This is a genomic window from Morganella morganii (genome assembly GCF_019243775.1).
Lineage (GTDB): Bacteria > Pseudomonadota > Gammaproteobacteria > Enterobacterales > Enterobacteriaceae > Morganella > Morganella morganii.
The window spans coordinates 2,662,243-2,682,668 of sequence record NZ_CP069157.1; the positions used below are offsets into that span (position 1 = coordinate 2,662,243).

Genomic DNA, 20,426 nt, shown 5'->3' on the forward strand with positions numbered 1-20,426 from the left:
TAACTCCCGATAAAAAAGTGTTGCCAGTTTAAATATCAGCATTATCATGTCAACTTTATTTGCATTAAAATGGTTTACATAATGGCTTTTTCAGAGAATATTTCAGGTCACGCCTTTTCGGCTGATGATGCGGATTTTGACCGCCGCCATATCTGGCACCCTTATACATCAATGACTCAGCCGCTGCCGGTCTATCCGGTGGTATCGGCACGCGGTGCGGTACTGACACTCGCAGACGGCCGCGAACTGGTTGACGGTATGTCCTCCTGGTGGGCGGCTATCCACGGCTATAATCACCCGGTACTGAATGCGGCGGTGACTGAACAGCTGTCACAGATGTCACATGTGATGTTCGGCGGGATCACTCATCCGGCTGCCGTTGCACTGTGCCGCCGTCTGGTGGCAATCACGCCGGAGTCGCTGGAATGCGTGTTTCCTGCCGACTCCGGCTCGGTCGCGGTGGAAGTGGCCCTGAAAATGGCGCTGCAGTACTGGCAGGCACGCGGCGAAAAACGCCACCGGATAATCACCCCGCGTCACGGCTACCACGGCGATACATTCGGCGCGATGTCAGTGTGTGATCCGCAAAACTCCATGCACTCACTCTGGCAGGGCTATCTGCCGGATCATCTGTTTGCAGATGCGCCGCAGTGCGGATTTGATGAGGAATGGCGGCCGGAAGATCTTCATTCTGTGGAAAACCTGCTGGCACAGCATCATCACGAGGTCGCTGCCGTGATCCTGGAGCCGGTTGTCCAGGGGGCGGGCGGAATGCGCTTTTACCATCCGGAATATCTGAAAGGCGTAAGATCACTGTGTGATCACTACAATGTCCTGCTGATTTGTGACGAAATCGCCACCGGATTCGGGCGCACCGGTAAACTGTTTGCCTGTGAACACGCCGGTATATCACCAGATATTATGTGTCTCGGAAAAGCCATCACCGGCGGTTATATGACACTCTCAGCCACCCTCACCACCCGCCATATTGCAGACACCATCAGTCAGGGTGACGCAGGCTGCTTTATGCACGGTCCGACCTTTATGGGTAATCCGCTGGCCTGTGCCACGGCAGTGGCGAGTATTGATCTGCTGTTGTCCGGAGACTGGGCTGCGCGTGTGAAGGCTATCGAAACACAACTGAAAAGCGCTCTGCTGCCGCTGAAATCCCGCAGCGGAATCCGCGATGCGCGGGTACTCGGTACCATTGGTGTGATTGAAACGGAAGAGCCGGTCAATATGGCGGAATTACAGCGCCACTTTGTTGACGCCGGTGTGTGGATCCGGCCGTTCGGACGGCTGATTTATATTATGCCGCCATACATTATTACAGCGGCACAACTGGAAAAACTGACGCAGGCGATAGATAAGGTGACGGAGGAATAAAAAACAGGTGATAGCATCAGTACCGGTGAAGCGCTGATAACGGGCAAAAACGAAAAGCCGCTGTGAATACATCCCTGTAAGCTCAGGCGCGTCATCCATGACGCGCATGCTTTTCGTTTCGCCTGCCCGTTATCGCTTATTACCTGACCGGCAAACTCTGTATTGAAAAAAACACATTACTTCAGCGTCAGCACTGTCACCCACATCGGCCCTTTTCCTGCCGGATAGCGGTTGATAAAGTGCAGTTCGCCGGTAATTGCATCAATCCGGGAAACCGCCACATGGTGAGAGAGCTGTCCGGTTGAGATCAGGAAACGCCCGCTGTTATCCACCGCAAAACCGCGCGGCTGAGTTTCAGTCGGATAACACCCCGCCAGTTGCAGATGACCGCCGTCATCCGACACCCGGTAGTGATTAATCACACTTGATGCCCGCTCACAGGCATAGAGATGATGCCCGTCCGGCGTGATATGAATATCGGCTGCCCAGCGTCGTCCTGAATAATCATCCGCCATCATATCGACAGACTGAATTTCACGGACTTTCACCCATTCGCGGTAAACATTAATGGTCGCATTTAATTCATTCAGGCAATACGCCACATGCTTTGCCGGATGAAACGCCATATGGCGCGGCCCGGCACCGGCAGCAACCGTCAGCATATCGGCGTGACGTTCAGTTAAGCGTCCGTCTTCCTCAATCGTGTAAGCGCGGATGTGATCTTCCCCGAGGCACGGCACAAACAGTGTGTGTCCATCCTGCGCAATATTGGCGGAATGCGGATTTTTTAATCCCTCAATCACCTGCACTGCACGGACGGGAATACCGTTATCGCGGATCGGCAGTACCGCCAGATTTCCCTGATGATAAGAAGCGGCGTACAGTGTGCGCCCCGCTTTATCAAGGGTGATATAGGCGGCAGTGCCCGGGAGCGGCGTCAGGCCGGTTTGTGTGAGTTTGCCGTCTTCCGCGATTTTATAAGTCGCCACCGCATTGCCCGGTTTGACCGCAGCATAAAGATGACGGCCATCCGGCGCGGTGATCAGCGGCTGCACCTGATCAGGCGTTGATACTGTCTGTAACAGTGACATCTCACCGTGTTCATTCATCTGCCAGACATGAATCTGATGACTTTCCGTACTGGCAACATAAACCACCTGCTTCATTCGCGCTCCTTAATATCATCACTTACCCGTTTGATTTTTAACAGGTAATGTAAGCATTTCTGTATAATAATACCGCACTTAGCGTTTATCGCGAAACAATTAACATGCTATATTATCAGTTATCTCCGCCCGGAATCATTCAGGATGCCGTCAGGATACAATAATATTCCCTGATGCCCGCCGTTATTCCGGTTCTGACACTCATACAAGGGGCTCCCTGTTATGTCTTACCGCGTCCTCGCATTTGATCTCGATGGTACACTTCTCGATCCGGATAAACATATATTGCAGGAGTCGCTGGATGCCATCCGCGAAGCCCGTCGTGCCGGGGTGCAGGTGCTGATTGTCACCGGCCGTCATCACGTTGCTATTCATCCGTTTTATCAGACATTGCAGCTGGATACACCGGCTATCTGCTGTAACGGTACCTATCTGTACGATTATCCGGGGAAAAAAGTGCTTTCCGCCGATCCGATGAGTGTCAGTGAATCCCGTCAGCTGCTCGAACGCCTGGCACAGACGGATATCGAGCATCTGATGTATATCTCGGATGCCATGCTTTATCACACTGACAGCAGCACTATTGAGCGGACACTGAACTGGTCAGCTTCTCTGCCGGAGCACCAGCGTCCGGTGATGCGCAAAGTGAATAATTTTCTTGATGAGGTTGATCGCGCTGACACTATCTGGAAATTCGCCACCTGCTCAGATGATCTGAACAAACTGCGTGAATTTACCGACGCTGTGGAAGCGGATATGGGACTGTCCTGCGAGTGGTCGTGGATAAACCAGGTGGATATTGCCCGCAAAGGTAACAGCAAAGGCCGCCGTTTACAGGAATGGGTGGAATCTCAGGGAATGACGATGAAAGATGTGATGGCATTTGGTGATAACCATAATGACATCAGCATGCTTTCAGCCGCCGGTCTCGGAGTGGCAATGGGTAATGCGGCAGACGAAGTCAAAGCACACGCTGACCTGATTATCCCGGATAATACACAGCCGGGTATTGCACAGGCAATCCGCCGTCATATTCTCAGCTGATCAATACCGTATTCTGAACTATAAAAAACGCCTTTTAATAAAGGCGTTTTTTATTATTTATTTCCCGCTGTTCAGAGAACAAAATTAGTTATTTATACTTATCAAAATTCCAGTTATTTTTCATTTTTTCTGCCGGATTCTGATTCGGGAATTTTGCATTTTCGACGATCAGCAATAATTTCGATCCGTCATAAGTATAGCCGCCCTCAGAATACTGATACGGGAAGCTTTCTGTTGCCACCACTTTATATCCCATACTGAGCAGCTCCGGGATACGCATTCCGCCCTGAGAACCGTCAGTGGTGCCGATACACCAGACTTTTAAGTTTTCGATTTCAACATCTTTGACTTTTTTCAGATAGGTGTAACACATCACCTGATTTGCCGCCAGCGCCTGGCCGCCGGAGAAAATACCCAGTAATAAAAAGAAAAGTGCTTTTTTCATTTTATCCCTCTGACTCAGTGGTTTTTTATGCAATAACGCACGTCTTACACTTGTTTCCGTGTGCGGAGAATATTCTGTGATAATCTGGCAGGGTCAGTGATGCACCGGCGTTAATATATATCGCCGGTGATTCGGAAGGGCAATCGGAATAATATGAATGCCCCTTTTATTAATGAAAAGTACGTATATTCAGATAAATTATAATTCGCGGCTCAGTGACACGCTTTTTACCTGGGCATACACCCATTGTCCGGGTTTCAGCTGCAAATCATCCCGCGCCCAGCCGGTAATACGTGCCCAGAGGAAATGATTGCCGACCGCCAGACGCACATCATTCTGCCCGTTGTCGTCATCATACATTTCCGTGATTTTTGCCCGTAATATATTGCGGATACTGCTGCTTTTCGGTTTTTCCAGTGCAATGGACACATCATCCGCACTGACACGCACACGTACCGGCGTGTCCCGTTCACCGGCGATACGCGGCACCCACAGCACCTGGTCACCGATAGCAGCGGCCGTCATGGCGTAGCGGTCGTGGTGCTCAAGCACAGTGACACTCAGTACACTTGAGAGACTTTCCTGTGTCAGCCACGGGCGTAATGCCGCCCCGGCCCATACCTCTTCCAGCGGTCCCTGTGCCAGAATGCGGCCTTTTTCCAGAATCACCACATCTTCCGCCAGCCGCAGGATCTCATCCAGGCTGTGGCTGACATACAGGATCGGAATACTGATATCCTGTGCCATCTTTTCCAGATACGGCAGCAGTTCGCGTTTGCGCGGCAGATCCAGAGACGCCAGCGGTTCATCCATCAGCAGGATATCCGGTGCGGTCAGCAGCGCGCGGCCAATCGCCACCCGCTGTTTCTCCCCGCCGGAGAGGGTCATCGGCAGGCGGTTCAGCAGATGCCCGATACCCAGCAGTTCCACAATACTGTCAAACTGATCTTCCATCCCCCGTGCCATGCCGTAGCGCAGGTTGCCTCTTATCCGGTAATGGGGAAACAGGCGTGCATCCTGGAAGACATAGCCGATTTTGCGTTTTTCCGGCGGCAGACAGATACGTTTTTCAATATTGACGAGTGTGTGACCGTTAAGCTCAATCCGCCCTTTCTGCGGTTTTGTCAGCCCGCCGATCACATTGATAAAGGAGGTTTTCCCTGCCCCGGAGAGCCCGAAGACAGCGGTAATACGGTCACTGGCCAGTTCGGTATTGATCACCATCGATAAATCACCGAGCTGTTGTTCAAAATCAAGCACTAACATGTGGCAACCCCCAGGCGTTTGCGTCCCCAGCGGGTCAGCCATTCCGAGGCCAGCAGTGAAGCCAGTGCCAGAACAATGGCGATAATACAGAGCCGCGCTGCGTCCATTTCCGCCCCCGGCGTTTCAAGCAGGGAGTACATGGCCAGCGGGATAGTCCGGGTTTCCCCCGGGATATTGGAAACAAAGGTGATTGTCGCGCCGAATTCCCCCAGCGAACGGGCAAATGCCAGCACAGTACCGACAATAATACCCGGCAGCGACAGCGGCAGTGTGATGGTGAAAAAGACCCGCAGCGGGGAAGCCCCGAGTGTCCGTGCCGCCTGCTCCAGGCGCATATCCACCGCTTCCAGTGCCAGACGGATAGCCCGCACCATCAGCGGAAAAGCCACCACAGCCGCAGCCAGCGCGGCACCGCGCCAGCTGAAGGTAAAACTGAAGCCGAACCAGTTATAGAGCCACTCACCGATAATGCCTTTGCGCCCCATGCTGATCAGCAGCAGATAACCCACTACCACCGGCGGTAACACCAGCGGTAAGTGGATAAGACTGTCCAGCAGCGACTTGCCCGGAAAACGGCAGCGCACCAGTACCCATGCCATCAGTATGCCGAACGGCAGACTGGCTGCCACGGCGACCGTTGATACTTTCAGGCTGAGGATGACCGCCTGCCATTCATACTCATTCAACATCGCTGTCTGTTAGTCCTTACTTATTACAGAGGGCTGAAACCGTAACGTTTGAAGATCTCTTTTGCTTCCGGTGTCTGCAGGTAATCATAGAAACCTTTAACATCGGCATTATTGCGATCTTTCAGGATAGCAATCGGATATTCAACCGGTTTATGGGTATCTGCAGGGAAAATACCGACCACTTTCACTTTATCACTGGCAACCGCATCAGAGCCGTACACAATACCCAGCGGCGCTTCACCGCGTTCCACCAGCGCCATGCCGCTGCGCACATTATTGGTGCGGGCCAGCATCGGATCAACGACTTTCCAGGCACCCAGGTTTTCCAGGGCTTCCTGTGCATAGATACCAACCGGCACATGATCAGGATCGCCGACAGCCAGACGGCCGCCATCCAGTAATTTAACCCAGTCAGTCTGCTTATTAATATCAACTTTATCAATTTTGCTGTCTTTCGCGGCAATCAGCACCAGCTCATTACCCAGCAGGGTTTTACGGGTGTCATTGATGATCAGGTTTTTCTCCTGGGCATAATCCATCCATTTCTGGTCAGCAGAAATAAAGATATCTGCCGGAGCACCATTTTCAATCTGACGGGCCAGGGTGGAAGAAGACGCATAAGACGCGACCACTTCACCTTTTTTCTCCTGCTTATATTTTGCCGAGATTTCATCAACCGCATTTGTCAGTGATGCCGCAGCAAATACGGTCACTTTTTCAGCGGCCCATGCCTGACTCATGACAGCAGCAGAGATAACAACACCGGCCAATAACTTACTGAACTGTTTTTTCATTTTTTCCACCAGGATAGATTAGGATTAACCCGTTGTATATAACAAGATACAACGAAAAATGAAAGGAGGTTTATCCCACTATCGGCAGTTAAGCGGAAAACAATATAAAATGAGGGGAATTACGCAGATAATGAGCGGGAAAACAGAAACAAAGACGGATTACCCGCGAACGCAGGTAATCCTGAATACGGTATAATCAGAGCTGCTTTTCGCGGCGCTCGCCTTTTGAAATCAGGTTGAAAATTTCACCTAATCCCCAGATCAGAGCCGCCAGGCCTGTCATAACAACAGGAACCATTAACAGTGCGAAACCTAAACTTTTAACTAACTCAAACATAGCACTTAATCTCTTTATATCAGGCGAAAAGGATATTCAGCATGACTATAATAGCGTCATAATGGCCGCTATTCTATATAAATCACACCCCGGAAAGCATGGCGATTCGTGCTGTCAGGTCTGCATAAAGTAAACAACCGCCACAATAGCCGCCGCCAGAATCAGAAAACCTATCACTTTTCCGGCACTGCCGGGTTTTTCCACAATACTGCTGCGTGGTGAGACAGGGGCAGCCGGGGATTGTACCGGTGTTTCACCTTCATCGTCTTCGCGGTAAAGCTCCTGAATATAGAGAAACATCATTTTCATAAACTGGCTGTTCAGTGGCAGGGTTTGCCCATCCTCACCGATGATGCACAGTGTGAAATCAATTTTCCTGCTCAGTCCCAGTAAAAACGCGCCCGGCAGCCAGGTATATTCCCGCTCACCGGATGCCATTTCTTCCGCGACTTTTGCAGGTGCTTCATGACCGCCATCATCACGCATATAAACGAGCAGCAGAGGTTCTTCATCATCTTCCCCCTGAGTGAATGCCAGACCAATTTGTCCGCCACTTTCATGATCCTGTGATTCAGCCCAGAATGGCTGTTCTGCCAGCATACGGGCAAATTCTTCTGTTTCAGCCCCTTCCGGTTCCGGGGAATCCTTGACTGCCTGATGAAGACGAAATAATACATTCTGCATGAAATAATCTCTGGCTGATAATCAATTCCTATACCATACCTGTTTTTATCCGGTTCATGAATTTTTAAGTAAACTTAAACTGCCATATTGGCAGATGAAAAAAAAACGCAGTTTGCTACACTAACCGGAAAGTAAAGCCGCACCGGGCGGAGAGACTGCGCCGGTGATTCTGTCTGATTAATATACGGGGTATTTTCCGTTGGATATTTTATTAACACTGAAATCAGAAGGTCATTTATTTGCCGATCCGCGGCGGATTTCCTTACTCAAACAGGTCAGAGCCACCGGCTCCATCAGTCAGGGGGCAAAACTGGCCGGAATCAGTTACAAAAGCGCCTGGGATGCCATCAATGAGATGAACCAGCTTGCCGAGGAAACCATTGTTGACCGGGCCACCGGCGGCAAAGGCGGCGGCGGCGCGACACTGACACGCTATGGTGAGCGCTTACTTCAGCTTTATGATCTGCTGGCACAGATCCAGCAGAAAGCCTTTGATGTTCTTAAGGATGATTCGCTGCCCCTCGACAGCCTGCTGGCGGCCATCTCCCGCTTCTCATTGCAGACCAGTGCCCGTAACCAGTTCTTCGGCACAATTATGTCGCGCAACCATTCTCATGTGCAGCAGCATGTGAATGTCCTGCTGGCGGATAAAAAGACCGAACTTGCCGTTGCCCTGACGGAACAGAGTGCCAACCGGCTGGGCTTATCAGTCGGTAAAGAAGTACTTACTCTGATTAAAGCGCCGTGGGTGAAAATCAGCAAATCCGCAGAAAACAGCACGGATTATGACAACCGTCTGAGCGGACGTATCTGTTCCGTTGCCAGAGGTGCGGAAAACAGCGAGGTGATGGTGACACTGACCGGCGGCGCACAATTATGCTCCACCCTGGATAATCAGGATGCCGACAGGCAGCAACTGAAAGAAGGTGATGACGTCACCGCGCTGTTTAATGCGGACCAGGTGATTATTGCCACATTATGCTGATAAAAATGATGATAAAAGCCGCCGCTGACGGCGGCTTTCGTGAGTAACTGCTTACTTCGCTGTTAAATCAACCTGATAAACCGCAAAACCCACATCATCCGTCCCGACCCGGGTCATCGGGTAATGGGCATTTTCTTTAATAAACTGTGTGGCTTTATCGCCCGGTGAAGTTTCAAAGCGGATATCTAATTTCTTATCCGTTTTCACCGGCACAAATGTCCAGTTTTGCTCAGCCTGCGCTGATACCGCACCTTTCGCTTTGGTTTCTGCCGCGATATAACCGGCCAGCACACTGCGGTTTTCATCCGGTGAGGCAAACGCAATATGTTTGTCACCGGTACCGGCAAATTTTCCGCCGTAAGCACGGTAGTTATTGGTGGCAACCAGGAAAACCGCTTTCGGATCAATCGGCTTACCCTGATAAGTCACATTTTTGATACGGTTGGCCTGCGGATTGACTGTCTGGCACTCCACATCATATTTTGCCGGTTGTGTCAGGTCTATCTGATAGTTGATCCCGGAAATGGTATCGAAATTATAGGTTCTGAAACCATCCCAGTTGACCAGGCTCTGCGGTGCCTCTGACTGCGGGTTAATCTGATTGAACATCCCGGCGGAGCACTCCAGCCATTCGGTCACTTCCGCACCGGTCGCTTTCACCACCACCAGCGTATTCGGGTAGAGATAGAGATCCGCCGCGTTGCGGAACGTCATATCCCCTTTTTCCACCTCGACGAAATCCGCCGGGGCATTTTTGCGTCCGCCCACTTTAAACGGTGCAGCCGCTGACAGCACCGGTAAATCTGCCAGATCCGGATCGCCCTGAATAAAGCGGCGGGTATAATCAGTCTGTGCATTATTCACAATCTGCACCGTCGGGTCGCTCTGCAGCAAGGCAAGGTAGCTGTACATATTATCCGGTGATTTACCAATCAGTTTGCCGACAAAGGTCCGGGTCGCATTGTGCTGCTCATCAATCACAGAAGCCAGCTTGTCATCCCGTACCACCAGCGGCTTTTTATTGACTTTGTCATAAATCGGACGCGCCTGTGCTTTGGCATCCGCCACCTTCCACGCACCGTCATCATTATTCAGCACCAGATCCACCACGCCGAGGTGATCCCCCCCACTGGCCGGGCATCACTGCCGGAATACCGTTAACGGTTCCCTGCTCAATATTAACGCCTTTGATATCCGCAAAGTCTTTGCCCGGAAATACACCGTGCGAGTGACCGAACATAATGGCATTAATACCCGGTACTTCACTGAGATAATAAACCGAGTTCTCAGCCATGGCTTTATACGGCTCCTGAGAAAAACCGGAGTGCGGAATAGCGACAATTAAATCCGCACCTTCTGCCTTCATTTGCGGCACAAATTTTTTCGCGGTTTCCGTAATATCATTGACGCGGACTTTTCCTTCCAGATTCGCTTTATCCCAGATAAGGATCTGCGGCGGTACAAAACCGATATAGCCGATTTTAATCACATGCTCTTTGCCGTCGCGATCTTTAACCGGGGTATCAACGATAATATAAGGGGTAAACAGATTCTTACCGGTTTTCTCATCAATAATATTGGCATTCACATACGGAAAATCCGCACCGGCAATGGCTTTTTTCAGATAATCCAGGCCAAAGTTAAATTCATGGTTACCGAAGTTTCCGACGGTATAACCCATGGTATTCATCAGCTTATGTGCCGGATGGGCTTCACCGTCATTTAACCCTTTACTGACCATATAATCCGCCAGCGGGCTGCCCTGAATTAAGTCCCCGTTATCCACTAATACTGCGTTGGTGGCTTCACCTTTTGCCGCTTTAATTAAACCGGCGGTGCGGACCAGACCAAACTGCTCTGTCGGTTTGTCTTTGAAATAATCAAAGTCAATTAAGTTACTGTGAATATCCGAGGTTTCCATCACCCGCAGATCCACCGTTGCGGCATTGACCGTTCCGCTGATCAGTAATGCCAGCACCGAATATTTTAATCCTGTTCTCACCATAACACCCTCTTCCGGTTAATTTCCGTGATGCCCTGATTTCTGTACCAAAAAGTATAACAAAAACAGCAGACTGAATGATGACGTTTCTGTGAAGCAGATCTTCTTTTCATGATACGGGATGTAACACCGGTGCCATATCTTGACATCCCTGCCGGTTCCGCTTATTTCTGGGGAATAATTAAACTAATAATAAGGCTGTTCACTATGGCATATCTGCACATCACACAAGGGGTCTTCCGGTTAAGCGCGGATAAACAGCTTTCTGTTCCGTCATTACAGCTGGAAAGCGGTCAGCACCACGCCTTTATCGGCACTAACGGCAGTGGAAAATCTGCCCTTGCCCGCGCGCTGATTCAGGAACTTCCGCTGCTTTCCGGGGAGATGAGCAACACTTTCCGCCGTCCGGTTCTGGTCGCGTTTGAGAAATTACAGGCGCTGATTGATGAAGAGTGGAACCGCAATAATACCGACCTGATGGATGGCGATGACACCGATAACGGCCGTACCACCGCTGAGATTATTCAGGCGGAGCATCGTGATAATGAGCGCTGCCTGCAGCTGGCGGCGCAGTTCGGGATTTCTGATCGCCTGTCACGCCGCTTTAAATACCTTTCCACCGGTGAAACCCGAAAAACCCTGCTGTGTCAGGCACTGATGACAGAGCCGGATTTACTGGTGCTGGATGAGCCTTATGACGGGCTGGATACCGATTCCCGCCGTATGCTCAGTGAGATGCTGGCAGAGCTTGCAGAGGGCGGGCTGACGGTTGTTCTGATCCTCAACCGTTTCAGTGATATTCCGGACTTTATCACCCGCGCCGGGCTGCTGACAGACTGTGTGCTGGCACCGGCGGATACCTTATCCGCACTATTACAGGCACAGCTGGCCCGTAGTGAGCAGACAGAGCATCTGACGCTGCCGGAGCGGGATGACCCGTCCGCAGAACGCCTTGCGCCGGATATTCCGCGGGTGATCCTCAATCACGGCTGTGTCAGCTATAACGATAAGCCCATCCTCAATGATCTGACCTGGCAGGTGCTGCCCGGTGAGCACTGGCAAATCACCGGCGAGAACGGCGCGGGTAAATCCACACTGCTCAGTCTGATCACCGGTGATCATCCGCAGGGCTACAGCAATGACCTGACGCTGTTCGGCCGCCGCCGGGGCAGCGGAGAAACGGTGTGGGATATCAAACGCCATATCGGGTATGTCAGTAACAGCATCCACCTCAGTTACCGCGTCAATATCAGTGTGCGTAACACGCTGATTTCCGGTTATTTCGATTCTGTCGGGCTCTATCAGAAACCGTCAGACCGGCAGGTAAAACTGGCGGATGAGTGGCTGGCGCTGCTCGGTCTGAAAGCGTACCGCGATGCTCCGTTCCACAGCCTGTCGTGGGGGCAGCAGCGGCTGATACTGATTGCCAGGGCCCTGGTAAAACACCCTGCAATGCTGATCCTTGATGAGCCGTTACAGGGGCTGGATACACTCAACCGCCTGCTGGTGCTGCGTTTTATCGATATTATGATAAGCCGTGGTGATACCCAGCTGCTGTTTGTCAGCCATCACAGCGAGGATACCCCGGCCTGTATCAACCGGCGGCTGGCATTTATTCCTGATAACGGTAGTTATCGTTACGAAATCAATACGTTGTAATCTTTTTATCAAACGGCTGTTTTACTTTTTTACTGCACCGGAAACAGCCGTTATTTTCTGAATGTATTCAGTCTGTTATTAAGAATAATCTGATTAAAAATCATTATCAGTCTGCTTTTTTTACTGGCGCATCACTGACTTCTCTTTTACCCTGCTCACTCCTTTTCTGATTCTCTGACACAATTCCATGACCTGGCTTTTACTTGCATTATCTCTGCTGTTATTACAATTTCACCGGACACTGTCACTGGCAACACTTCTGGCTGCCACCATCAGCGCCCTGTTTACCGGTGTGATGGACTGGCATGCCCTGCTCACCCTGTGGTTTGCTATCCTTCTGGCTGTCGCACGGCCTTATACCGCACCACGCTCATGGCAGCGTGTACTGCTGACACTACTGGTGATCACCGTCGTGCCGGGTCTGGCTTTTCACCTGCTGCCGGGATTCCACAACCTGCGCTGGATGCCGCCGGAGGCTGCCGGGCCGCACAGTCCGCCCTATTCTTTCTGGTTTAATGCCGATAAAGCACTGCTTCCGTTTGTGCTGATCATCATCATTCCGCAGCTGTTTGTCACCGCGCCGCTGCGCCGGGTCACCCGTCTGCACTGGCTGTTACTGGCTTTCTCCGTACCTGCACTATTGTTACTGGCAACCGCTCTTGGCGGACTGGGGTTTGAACCGCATCTGCCGCGCTGGCTGCCGGCGTTTATGCTGGCGAATCTGTTTTTTGTCTCCCTCGCAGAGGAAGCGCTGTTCCGGGGGGCTATTCAGCAGGTGCTTTCCCGGTATCTGCCGCCCTATGCCGCGCTGTTTATTGCAGCCGCTGTCTTCGGCCTGGCACATATTGCCGGAGGGCCGCTGCTGGTTGTCTTTGCCGGTCTGGCAGGGGTTATCTACGGGCTGGCCTGGATGTGGAGCGGACGGCTGTGGGTGGCGACAGGGTTTCACTTCGCACTGAACCTCTGCCATCTGCTGTTTTTTACCTGGCCGTTTAAGGTGGCGTAAAAAAACCGTTTTTTCCTGTGTATCACACTTTGCGTAAACATTTATAGCGGAATCGATTCAGTTTTGGTATACACTATCCGGTAAACAGGACGGAATTGATCTCTTCCGCACAGGCCCCGGCGGAAATACCTGTGCGGAAAGTTTGCCGAAAGGCGCCGGTGACCAATATAATGGGCAATGTGCCGGGTCTGTTTCAATTCTGAAACCCCCTATCTGAAACACAACAGGAGTTTACGCTATGGCAGTAACTAAACTGGTGCTTGTACGTCACGGTGAAAGTGAGTGGAACAAAGAGAACCGCTTTACCGGCTGGACTGATGTTGAGTTATCTGAAAAAGGCCGTGCTGAAGCACAAGAGGCTGGTCAGTTACTCAAAAAAGAAGGCTTCTCTTTTGATTTCGCCTATACCTCTGTACTGAAACGCGCTATTCACACACTGTGGAATATCCTGGATCAGGTAAACCAGCAGTGGCTGCCGGTTGAGAAAAGCTGGAAACTGAACGAACGCCATTACGGCGCACTCCAGGGTCTGGATAAAGCGGAAACCGCTGCAAAATACGGTGACGAGCAGGTCAAACTGTGGCGTCGCGGTTTTGCCATTACCCCGCCGGCACTGGAAAAAAGTGATGAGCGCTTCCCGGGCCACGATCCGCGTTATGCGAAACTGGCAGAAAGCGAACTGCCTGCCACTGAGAGCCTGGCGATCACTATCGACCGCGTTGTGCCTTACTGGACTGATGTTATCAAACCACGCGTTGCTTCCGGTGAGAAAGTAATCATCGCTGCACACGGTAACTCCCTGCGTGCACTGGTGAAATACCTGGATAACATGAGCGAAGATGAAATCCTCGAGCTGAACATCCCGACCGCAGTGCCGCTGGTGTATGAGTTTGATGAAAACATGAAGCCGCTGCGCCGCTATTACCTGGGCGACCAGGATGCGATTGCTGCCAAAGCCGCTGCTGTTGCTAACCAGGGTAAAGCGAAGTAATCCGCTTTCTTTGGTGAAAAAAACCCTGACAGTGTCAGGGTTTTTTATTTTCCGGGATTAATGCTTCCGGCGAAATCAGCTGCGGCGGGCTTTTACCGCATCTGCCAGCTGACGCAGCAGGGTTTCGGTATCTTCCCAGCCGATGCAGGCATCTGTCACGCTCTTGCCGTACACGAGCGGCGCATCACCTTCCAGGTTCTGGTTCCCTTCCTCAAGGTGGCTTTCCACCATCACACCCATAATGGCTTTCTCACCACCGGCAACCTGCTGTGCCACATCGGTGCTCACATCCATCTGACGCTTGTACTGTTTGCTGCTGTTAGCGTGGCTGAAATCGATCATGATACGCGGTGCCAGACCGGCCTGTGCCAGCCCTTCTTTTACCGCACTGACATCTTCCGCGCTGTAGTTAGGTTTTTTACCGCCACGCAGAATGATATGGCAGTCACCGTTACCGGTGGTGTTCACGATGGCCGAATGTCCCCACTTGGTCACGGACAGAAAACAGTGCGGCGACCCGGCGGCGTTAATGGCATCAATGGCGACTTTGATGGTACCGTCTGTACCGTTTTTAAACCCGACCGGGCAGGACAACCCGGAGGCCAGCTCACGGTGTACCTGAGATTCCGTGGTACGGGCACCGATAGCACCCCAGCTCATCAGATCCGCCAGATACTGCGGGGTGATCATATCCAGAAACTCACCGGCTGCCGGTAAGCCTTTATCATTGATATCCAGCAGCAGTTTGCGGGCAATACGCAGACCATCATTGATGGCAAAAGAGTGGTCGAGGTGCGGATCGTTGATCAACCCTTTCCAGCCGACCGTGGTGCGCGGTTTTTCAAAATAGACGCGCATGACGATTTCCAGCTCACCTTTCAGTTCTTTGCGTAATGTCAGCAGGCGATCCGCATATTCAACCGCCGCTTTCGGGTCGTGAATTGAGCATGGCCCGATAACGACCAGCAGGCGATCATCCCGGCCTTCCAGGATTTCGTGGATTGCATGACGGGTGCGGCGAACGGTGTCTGCGGCAGTCTCAGTCGCGGGAAATGACTCTAATAACGCCACTGGCGGTAATAATTCCCGAATTTCTTTTATTTTTACATCATCGTTCTGATAATTCATAACCCGTCTCTTCCGGTGTCCCGTTTCATTATTGTCGTTATTTTAATCTAACTGCTTGTCAACAAGCTGTAAACAATTAGCTGCCGCCGGAATTGAAATTAATTTTTCACCCCGAAAATATTCAGATCAACAGGACAAATTATTATGAATCAGAAGGAAAACAGCGGCTTCATCAGCCGCTGCCCGTGAGAAGGGTATTTATGCCGCTAATCCAGTTTTAATACGCTTAACAGCGGTAATCAGCGCAACAATCACCAGACCGGCGACGAGACCAAACAATAAATTGGCAACCGGTGGGGTCATAAAGTGCAATATGCTGCCGAGTGCCGGGAGTTGTGCACTCTGCTGAGCAAGACTTTCAATCAGGTTATGAATAAACGGAATGCCGTGTGTCAGAATACCGCCGCCGACCATAAACATGGCCGCTGTCCCGACGACTGATAAGGTTTTCATTAAATACGGCGTGGCGTGGATCAGTCCGTCACCCAGTTTTTTCAGCAGCGCGGCTGATTTCTTCTGCAGGTAAAATCCCAGATCATCGAGTTTGACAATCCCGGCCACCAGGCCGTATACCCCGATAGTCATAATGATCGCAATCACCGACAACACCACGAGCTGATTAATAAAGGGAGAGGTGGCAACAATACCGAGGGTGATAGCAATAATCTCCGCTGATAACACAAAATCGGTGCGGATAGCGCCTTTGACTTTGCGTTTCTCGAACGCGGCCAACTCTTCCGGCGTCTGAATATCTTCCGCCGGTGCCGTTTCACCGGGCTCATCACCGGCTTTATGCAGAAACTTATGTGCCAGTTTTTCCGCCCCCTCAAAACACAAAAACGCCCCGCCGACCATCAGAAGCGGCGTAACAGCCCAAGGGGCAAAGGCGTTGATCAACAGTGCGAGCGGTACCAGAATCAGTTTATTGAGAAAGGAACCTTTCGCCACCGCCCAGACCACCGGGATCTCCCGCTCCGCGCGGACACCGGCCACCTGCTGTGCATTCAGCGCCAGGTCATCCCCCAGTACACCGGATGTCTTTTTGGCGGCCATTTTGGTCATCACAGAGACATCATCCAGTACGGTTGCGATATCATCGAGTAGTGCGAGTAAGCTGCCACCGGCCACAGGCGTTTCCTTTTATTGCTGATTAATGAGAATCTGATTATCATCAGACTCTCATTATAATCCCCCGGTTATTGCACTGAAAATAGTTTTACGGCTGCTTCGCTGCTTTTATCCACATCCGCGAACCGTTGAGCGCCACACCCAGCAGGATAATATATTCCAGCGACAGCGCGTACACACCCTGAAGGGCATAAATCACAATACTGATCATATTGATAACCACCCACAGCAGCCAGTTTTCCACCAGTTTGCGGGTCATCAGGATCATCGCCACCACAGACAATACCGTCATGGCTGCATCCCAGAACGGGAAAGCATCGGGCAGCAATACCGGCATTGCCAGATCAGCCCCTGCGGCATTAAGCATACTAACCATGCTCTGTGCCAGCCACGTAAAGACCGGGTCGATAAAACGCGCCAGCAGTAAAATCGCCGCCAGAGAAACCGCCGCAATCACGGCAGTCTGCCGCAGTGGCATCCAGCGGATTTTCAGCTCCGCTTCTGCTTTCTCATTTTGCCGGCTCCAGGCATACCAGCCGTAAATATTGGCGGCGAAAAAGAAAATCTGCAGCAGCAGATTGGCGTAGAGCTGGATCTGAAAGAAAATCACCGCAAACAGTGTGACGTTAATCAGACCAAACAGATAATTGATTGTTTTTTCCAGGCTTGCCAGCCAGATACATAACAACCCGGCGGTTGCTCCCACCGCTTCAATCCAGGACAGCGAATAAGACCCTTCTTTCCAGTAAGGGATCACCACGAGAATATTATTAATATCAAAAAATTCCATTCCGTCACCTGTGTTAAGTATATTTCCTGTCACCGGCGGCCAGCCACTGATAACAGGTTTAGTTAACTGTATTCTGCCCTGTTTTTTTCAGTAAAATCATCCCATCGTAACAGCATTTGTTTAATATGCTAAACATGATAACGTTTTTTTTAACCTGAACTCTCCCGCTATTTTTGATTATGACGTACTATCAGCCCAGCTATTAATTATATGAATGAGATGTAAGATGGAATCAATTGAGCAAATTATAAACAATATAATTTCTTTTGCCCTATTAGATCCCCGTATCGATGCGGTCATTATCACCGGCTCTGTGGCACGCCAGAACCAGGCAGACCGTTTTTCAGATATTAATGCCGAACTGATCGGCAGCAGTCATGATGAGTTGTTTCAGGACAGCCGCTGGCTGAGCCGGTTTGGTGTGCCGCTGATTATCCGCAAAGCGGCTTCGCGCGAAGACGACAGCCTCTGCTGGCCGTCTTGTCAGGTTCTGTATGAGAAAGGCCGTAAAGTTGATTTTGTGCTGGCCGGGCGCGAACGTATCATACAAATGGCCGCACACGGGCTGGACAGCATCTATCAGCGCGGTTATGCCGTTCTGCTGGATAAAACCGGTCTCACTGCCGGGTTGCCGGAGTATGCCGATCCGACTGCCGTGCTCACCTCGCCGGACCAACAGACATTCCAGGAAAACTGGCAGAACTTCTGGCTGGAAGCCTCACAGGTGCCGGTTTATTATCTGCGCAATGAACTCTGGACTACCCGGCTGAAAGATACCGCCATGAAACAATGGCTGATCACCCTGCTGGAGTGGCATGTGCTGCTTCGTAGTGACGGTACACAGGATGTCTGGTATGCGGGGCGTCATCTGAGCACCTGGCTGCCTCCGGGCCTGTACGGGCGTTTTATGGCGACACTGGATAACCGTGATCGTGTCCGTGCCGCACGGGCGCATATGGCGATGCTGACACTCTACCGCGATGTGGCACTCCGCGTGATTGAAACACAGAAATTTGATATCGATATAACGCTGGCAGATAAAATTATTGCACTGGTCACTGACCGGCTGAATGCCGATGATTTACTTGCGCCGGAGAATGAATAATAACAAACGGATGATCGCCGGTGTGATGCCGGGGGAGAACAAAAATCAGAGGGAAAATGGTTACGATGGTGGGTCGTACAGGATTCGAACCTGTGACCAATTGATTAAAAGTCAACTGCTCTACCAACTGAGCTAACGACCCATCGTAATACTGCTGAGGGACTCTGAAATGGTGGGTCGTACAGGATTCGAACCTGTGACCAATTGATTAAAAGTCAACTGCTCTACCAACTGAGCTAACGACCCGTTTCAGATTTCGGGCAAAAGAGAATGGTGGGTCGTACAGGATTCGAACCTGTGACCAATTGATTAAAAGTCAACTGCTCTACCAACTGAGCTAACGACCCGTACTCTCTTGCCAACGGCACGATATAATACTGATTTATCCGGCCGGTGCAACGATTTTTTCAAATTAACTTATTCAAACGCTTATAATTCACTCACTTAGCCCCGGTTGAGCAAAAAACTCTCCGGTCGGGGCTATACTCTGAGCAAAAAAAATAAACCGGCGGTTATAAACCAGCCAGTTTTTTCTCAGCCAGTTTCGCACCGGAAGAGCCCGGATATTTTGCGACAACCTGCTGATAAATCGCTTTCGCTTTCGCTTTATCCCCTTTCTCCTGCATGATCAGCCCAACTTTATAGAAGGACTCCCCTGCTTTCTGGGATTTCGGCCAGTTCTTTACCACAGAAGCAAAATACGCCGCGGCGTCATCTTTTTTGCCTTTGTTGTAGTTCATCTGACCTAACCAGTAATTGGCATTAGGAAGATAACCGGATTTCGGATAGCTTTGGATAAAACTCTGAAATGCGCTGATTGCACCATCATAATCTTTGGTGTTCATCGCCATGTTTACCGCGGCGTTATAGTCATCTTTCTCATTGCCCTTACTTGCAGCAGCAGGAGCGGAGGTTGCGGCAGTACCCGCAGAGTCCGTATTACCGGATGCCGCGGATGTATTATCTGTTGATGCGCTGCCGCCACCGGTGAGGGAATCCACCTGTGAGAAAAGTTCGCGTTGGCGTTCTGTCAACTGATTCAGCTGGTACTGACTTTCCTGGATTTGCCCGCGCAGCATGTCGATATCGCGCTGGTTGTCCATGACTTGTTGCTGAAGTTGGGTTAATAGCTGACCATGAGCGTTAGAAATACGCTCGAGCTGCATGAGGCGGTCATCAGTGGAGCCTGAGCCGATATTGATGATGGGTGCCTGAGCAATAGCGGCCCAGGGGGCCGCTACACCTATCAATAACGACAGACTCACCATCAGGCGTCTGAAGTTACTTTTCATGTATATCTCTTAGTATACGATTACAGCACGACGGTTTTTAGCGTAGTCAGCTTCGGTGTGACCCAGAACTGCCGGCTTCTCTTTACCGTAAGAAACGATAGAGATTTGTTCGCCGTTAACGCCTTTACCCTGCAGGTACATTTTCGCTGCGTTAGCACGACGCTCGCCCAGTGCGATGTTGTACTCAGGAGTACCACGTTCGTCAGCATGACCTTCAACAGTTACTTTGTAAGAAGGGTTGTTGCGCAGGAATGCAGCGTGTGCATCCAGCATTTGCTGGAATTCAGGAGAGATATCGTATTTGTCGAAACCGAAGTATACGATATTGTTGTTCTGAAGTTCCTGCAGCTGCTGGCGTGCCAGTTCTTCCGCAGACATACCGGCGTTTGCGCCATTGTCGACAGTGCCCGCATCCGCCTGGTCGTTTTTGTTAGAACTACATGCAGCAACAGCCAGAACAGGTAAAGCTAACATCAGCCCTTTAAGCACTTTGTTAAGTTGCATCTCTTTGATCCTTTTATAATTTGCC

Annotated in this window: 19 protein-coding genes, 3 tRNA genes and 1 pseudogene; 7 read left to right on the forward strand and 16 right to left on the reverse strand. The window is 50.9% G+C overall.

Annotated features, from left to right (window positions below):
* Nucleotides 1-81: 81 nt before the first annotated feature.
* Nucleotides 82-1,386: an adenosylmethionine--8-amino-7-oxononanoate transaminase gene (gene bioA, locus JL661_RS12835; RefSeq protein WP_004241641.1), complete on the forward strand. Its 1,305-nt coding sequence runs from the start codon at nt 82-84 to the stop codon at nt 1,384-1,386.
* A gap of 176 nt (nt 1,387-1,562) precedes the next feature.
* Here the strand turns inward: bioA and pgl are convergent, their stop codons facing one another.
* Nucleotides 1,563-2,552 carry a 6-phosphogluconolactonase gene (gene pgl, locus JL661_RS12840; RefSeq protein ID WP_004241640.1) on the reverse strand — a complete coding sequence of 330 codons (990 nt, stop codon included), beginning with the start codon at nt 2,550-2,552 and terminating at the stop codon, nt 1,563-1,565.
* Between the two features lie 222 nt (nt 2,553-2,774).
* Here pgl and JL661_RS12845 point away from each other — a divergent pair, with 222 nt between their 5' ends.
* Nucleotides 2,775-3,596 carry a pyridoxal phosphatase gene (locus tag JL661_RS12845; RefSeq protein WP_004235680.1) on the forward strand — a complete coding sequence of 274 codons (822 nt, stop codon included), beginning with the start codon at nt 2,775-2,777 and terminating at the stop codon, nt 3,594-3,596.
* An 88-nt stretch (nt 3,597-3,684) separates the two neighbouring features.
* Here JL661_RS12845 and JL661_RS12850 read toward each other — a convergent pair whose 3' ends face one another.
* From JL661_RS12850 to JL661_RS12875, 6 genes are all read right to left on the reverse strand, one after another.
* A complete protein-coding gene (locus tag JL661_RS12850; RefSeq protein ID WP_036417077.1) occupies nt 3,685-4,041 on the reverse strand; it encodes a hypothetical protein in 357 nt (118 codons plus the stop codon).
* 198 nt (nt 4,042-4,239) lie between these two features.
* Nucleotides 4,240-5,307, reverse strand: a complete 1,068-nt coding sequence (gene modC, locus JL661_RS12855) for a molybdenum ABC transporter ATP-binding protein ModC (protein ID WP_062772257.1) — start codon at nt 5,305-5,307, stop codon at nt 4,240-4,242.
* Nucleotides 5,301-5,996 (reverse strand): molybdate ABC transporter permease subunit, encoded by a 696-nt coding sequence (modB, locus tag JL661_RS12860; RefSeq protein WP_004235677.1) that lies wholly within the window; start codon nt 5,994-5,996, stop codon nt 5,301-5,303. The genes modC and modB overlap by 7 nt, the downstream gene beginning before the upstream one ends.
* Nucleotides 5,997-6,019: 23 nt before the next feature.
* Nucleotides 6,020-6,790: a molybdate ABC transporter substrate-binding protein gene (gene modA / locus JL661_RS12865; RefSeq protein WP_004235676.1), complete on the reverse strand. Its 771-nt coding sequence runs from the start codon at nt 6,788-6,790 to the stop codon at nt 6,020-6,022.
* Between the two features lie 196 nt (nt 6,791-6,986).
* Nucleotides 6,987-7,127 carry an AcrZ family multidrug efflux pump-associated protein gene (locus JL661_RS12870; protein ID WP_004235675.1) on the reverse strand — a complete coding sequence of 47 codons (141 nt, stop codon included), beginning with the start codon at nt 7,125-7,127 and terminating at the stop codon, nt 6,987-6,989.
* A 114-nt stretch (nt 7,128-7,241) separates the two neighbouring features.
* On the reverse strand, nt 7,242-7,811 hold the full coding sequence (locus JL661_RS12875; protein WP_004241632.1) for a hypothetical protein: 570 nt from the start codon (nt 7,809-7,811) through the stop codon (nt 7,242-7,244).
* Nucleotides 7,812-8,010: 199 nt separating this feature from the next.
* Here JL661_RS12875 and modE point away from each other — a divergent pair, with 199 nt between their 5' ends.
* Nucleotides 8,011-8,796 (forward strand): molybdenum-dependent transcriptional regulator, encoded by a 786-nt coding sequence (modE, locus tag JL661_RS12880; RefSeq protein WP_004235672.1) that lies wholly within the window; start codon nt 8,011-8,013, stop codon nt 8,794-8,796.
* 51 nt (nt 8,797-8,847) lie between these two features.
* On the opposite strand, the pseudogene JL661_RS12885 reads toward modE, so the two are convergent.
* A pseudogene (locus JL661_RS12885) lies at nt 8,848-10,801 on the reverse strand (bifunctional 2',3'-cyclic-nucleotide 2'-phosphodiesterase/3'-nucleotidase).
* Between the two features lie 204 nt (nt 10,802-11,005).
* Between JL661_RS12885 and modF the strand changes: the two are divergent.
* The 3 genes from modF to gpmA all read left to right on the forward strand — a co-directional run bounded on the left by modF (nt 11,006) and on the right by gpmA (nt 14,454).
* Entirely contained in the window at nt 11,006-12,457 is a 1,452-nt protein-coding gene (gene modF / locus JL661_RS12890) for a molybdate ABC transporter ATP-binding protein ModF (protein WP_036417084.1), read from the forward strand.
* Between the two features lie 187 nt (nt 12,458-12,644).
* Nucleotides 12,645-13,463 (forward strand): CPBP family intramembrane glutamic endopeptidase, encoded by an 819-nt coding sequence (locus tag JL661_RS12895; RefSeq protein WP_049246931.1) that lies wholly within the window; start codon nt 12,645-12,647, stop codon nt 13,461-13,463.
* Between the two features lie 238 nt (nt 13,464-13,701).
* Nucleotides 13,702-14,454: a 2,3-diphosphoglycerate-dependent phosphoglycerate mutase gene (gene gpmA, locus JL661_RS12900; protein WP_004235668.1), complete on the forward strand. Its 753-nt coding sequence runs from the start codon at nt 13,702-13,704 to the stop codon at nt 14,452-14,454.
* A 75-nt stretch (nt 14,455-14,529) separates the two neighbouring features.
* Here gpmA and aroG read toward each other — a convergent pair whose 3' ends face one another.
* The 3 genes from aroG to pnuC all read right to left on the reverse strand — a co-directional run bounded on the left by aroG (nt 14,530) and on the right by pnuC (nt 17,500).
* On the reverse strand, nt 14,530-15,582 hold the full coding sequence (aroG, locus tag JL661_RS12905) for a 3-deoxy-7-phosphoheptulonate synthase AroG (protein WP_004235667.1): 1,053 nt from the start codon (nt 15,580-15,582) through the stop codon (nt 14,530-14,532).
* A 198-nt stretch (nt 15,583-15,780) separates the two neighbouring features.
* Nucleotides 15,781-16,710, reverse strand: a complete 930-nt coding sequence (locus JL661_RS12910; RefSeq protein ID WP_015422551.1) for a DUF808 domain-containing protein — start codon at nt 16,708-16,710, stop codon at nt 15,781-15,783.
* Nucleotides 16,711-16,798: 88 nt separating this feature from the next.
* Complete coding sequence (gene pnuC / locus JL661_RS12915) at nt 16,799-17,500, reverse strand: nicotinamide riboside transporter PnuC (RefSeq protein WP_062772254.1); 702 nt, start codon at nt 17,498-17,500, stop codon at nt 16,799-16,801.
* Between the two features lie 226 nt (nt 17,501-17,726).
* Between pnuC and JL661_RS12920 the strand changes: the two genes are divergently transcribed.
* On the forward strand, nt 17,727-18,605 hold the full coding sequence (locus tag JL661_RS12920) for an aminoglycoside 6-adenylyltransferase (RefSeq protein ID WP_062772251.1): 879 nt from the start codon (nt 17,727-17,729) through the stop codon (nt 18,603-18,605).
* A 66-nt stretch (nt 18,606-18,671) separates the two neighbouring features.
* Here the strand turns inward: JL661_RS12920 and JL661_RS12925 are convergent.
* From JL661_RS12925 to pal, 5 genes are all read right to left on the reverse strand, one after another.
* Nucleotides 18,672-18,747 (reverse strand) — tRNA-Lys (locus JL661_RS12925).
* Nucleotides 18,748-18,775: 28 nt separating this feature from the next.
* Nucleotides 18,776-18,851: transfer RNA gene (locus JL661_RS12930), tRNA-Lys, on the reverse strand.
* A gap of 25 nt (nt 18,852-18,876) precedes the next feature.
* A tRNA-Lys gene (locus tag JL661_RS12935) sits at nt 18,877-18,952 on the reverse strand.
* A gap of 165 nt (nt 18,953-19,117) precedes the next feature.
* The gene (gene cpoB / locus JL661_RS12940; protein ID WP_049243098.1) at nt 19,118-19,897 is read right to left on the reverse strand and encodes a cell division protein CpoB; all 780 of its coding nucleotides are present in this window, start codon (nt 19,895-19,897) and stop codon (nt 19,118-19,120) included.
* A gap of 9 nt (nt 19,898-19,906) precedes the next feature.
* On the reverse strand, nt 19,907-20,401 hold the full coding sequence (gene pal / locus JL661_RS12945; protein ID WP_004241622.1) for a peptidoglycan-associated lipoprotein Pal: 495 nt from the start codon (nt 20,399-20,401) through the stop codon (nt 19,907-19,909).
* Nucleotides 20,402-20,426: the final 25 nt, after the last annotated feature.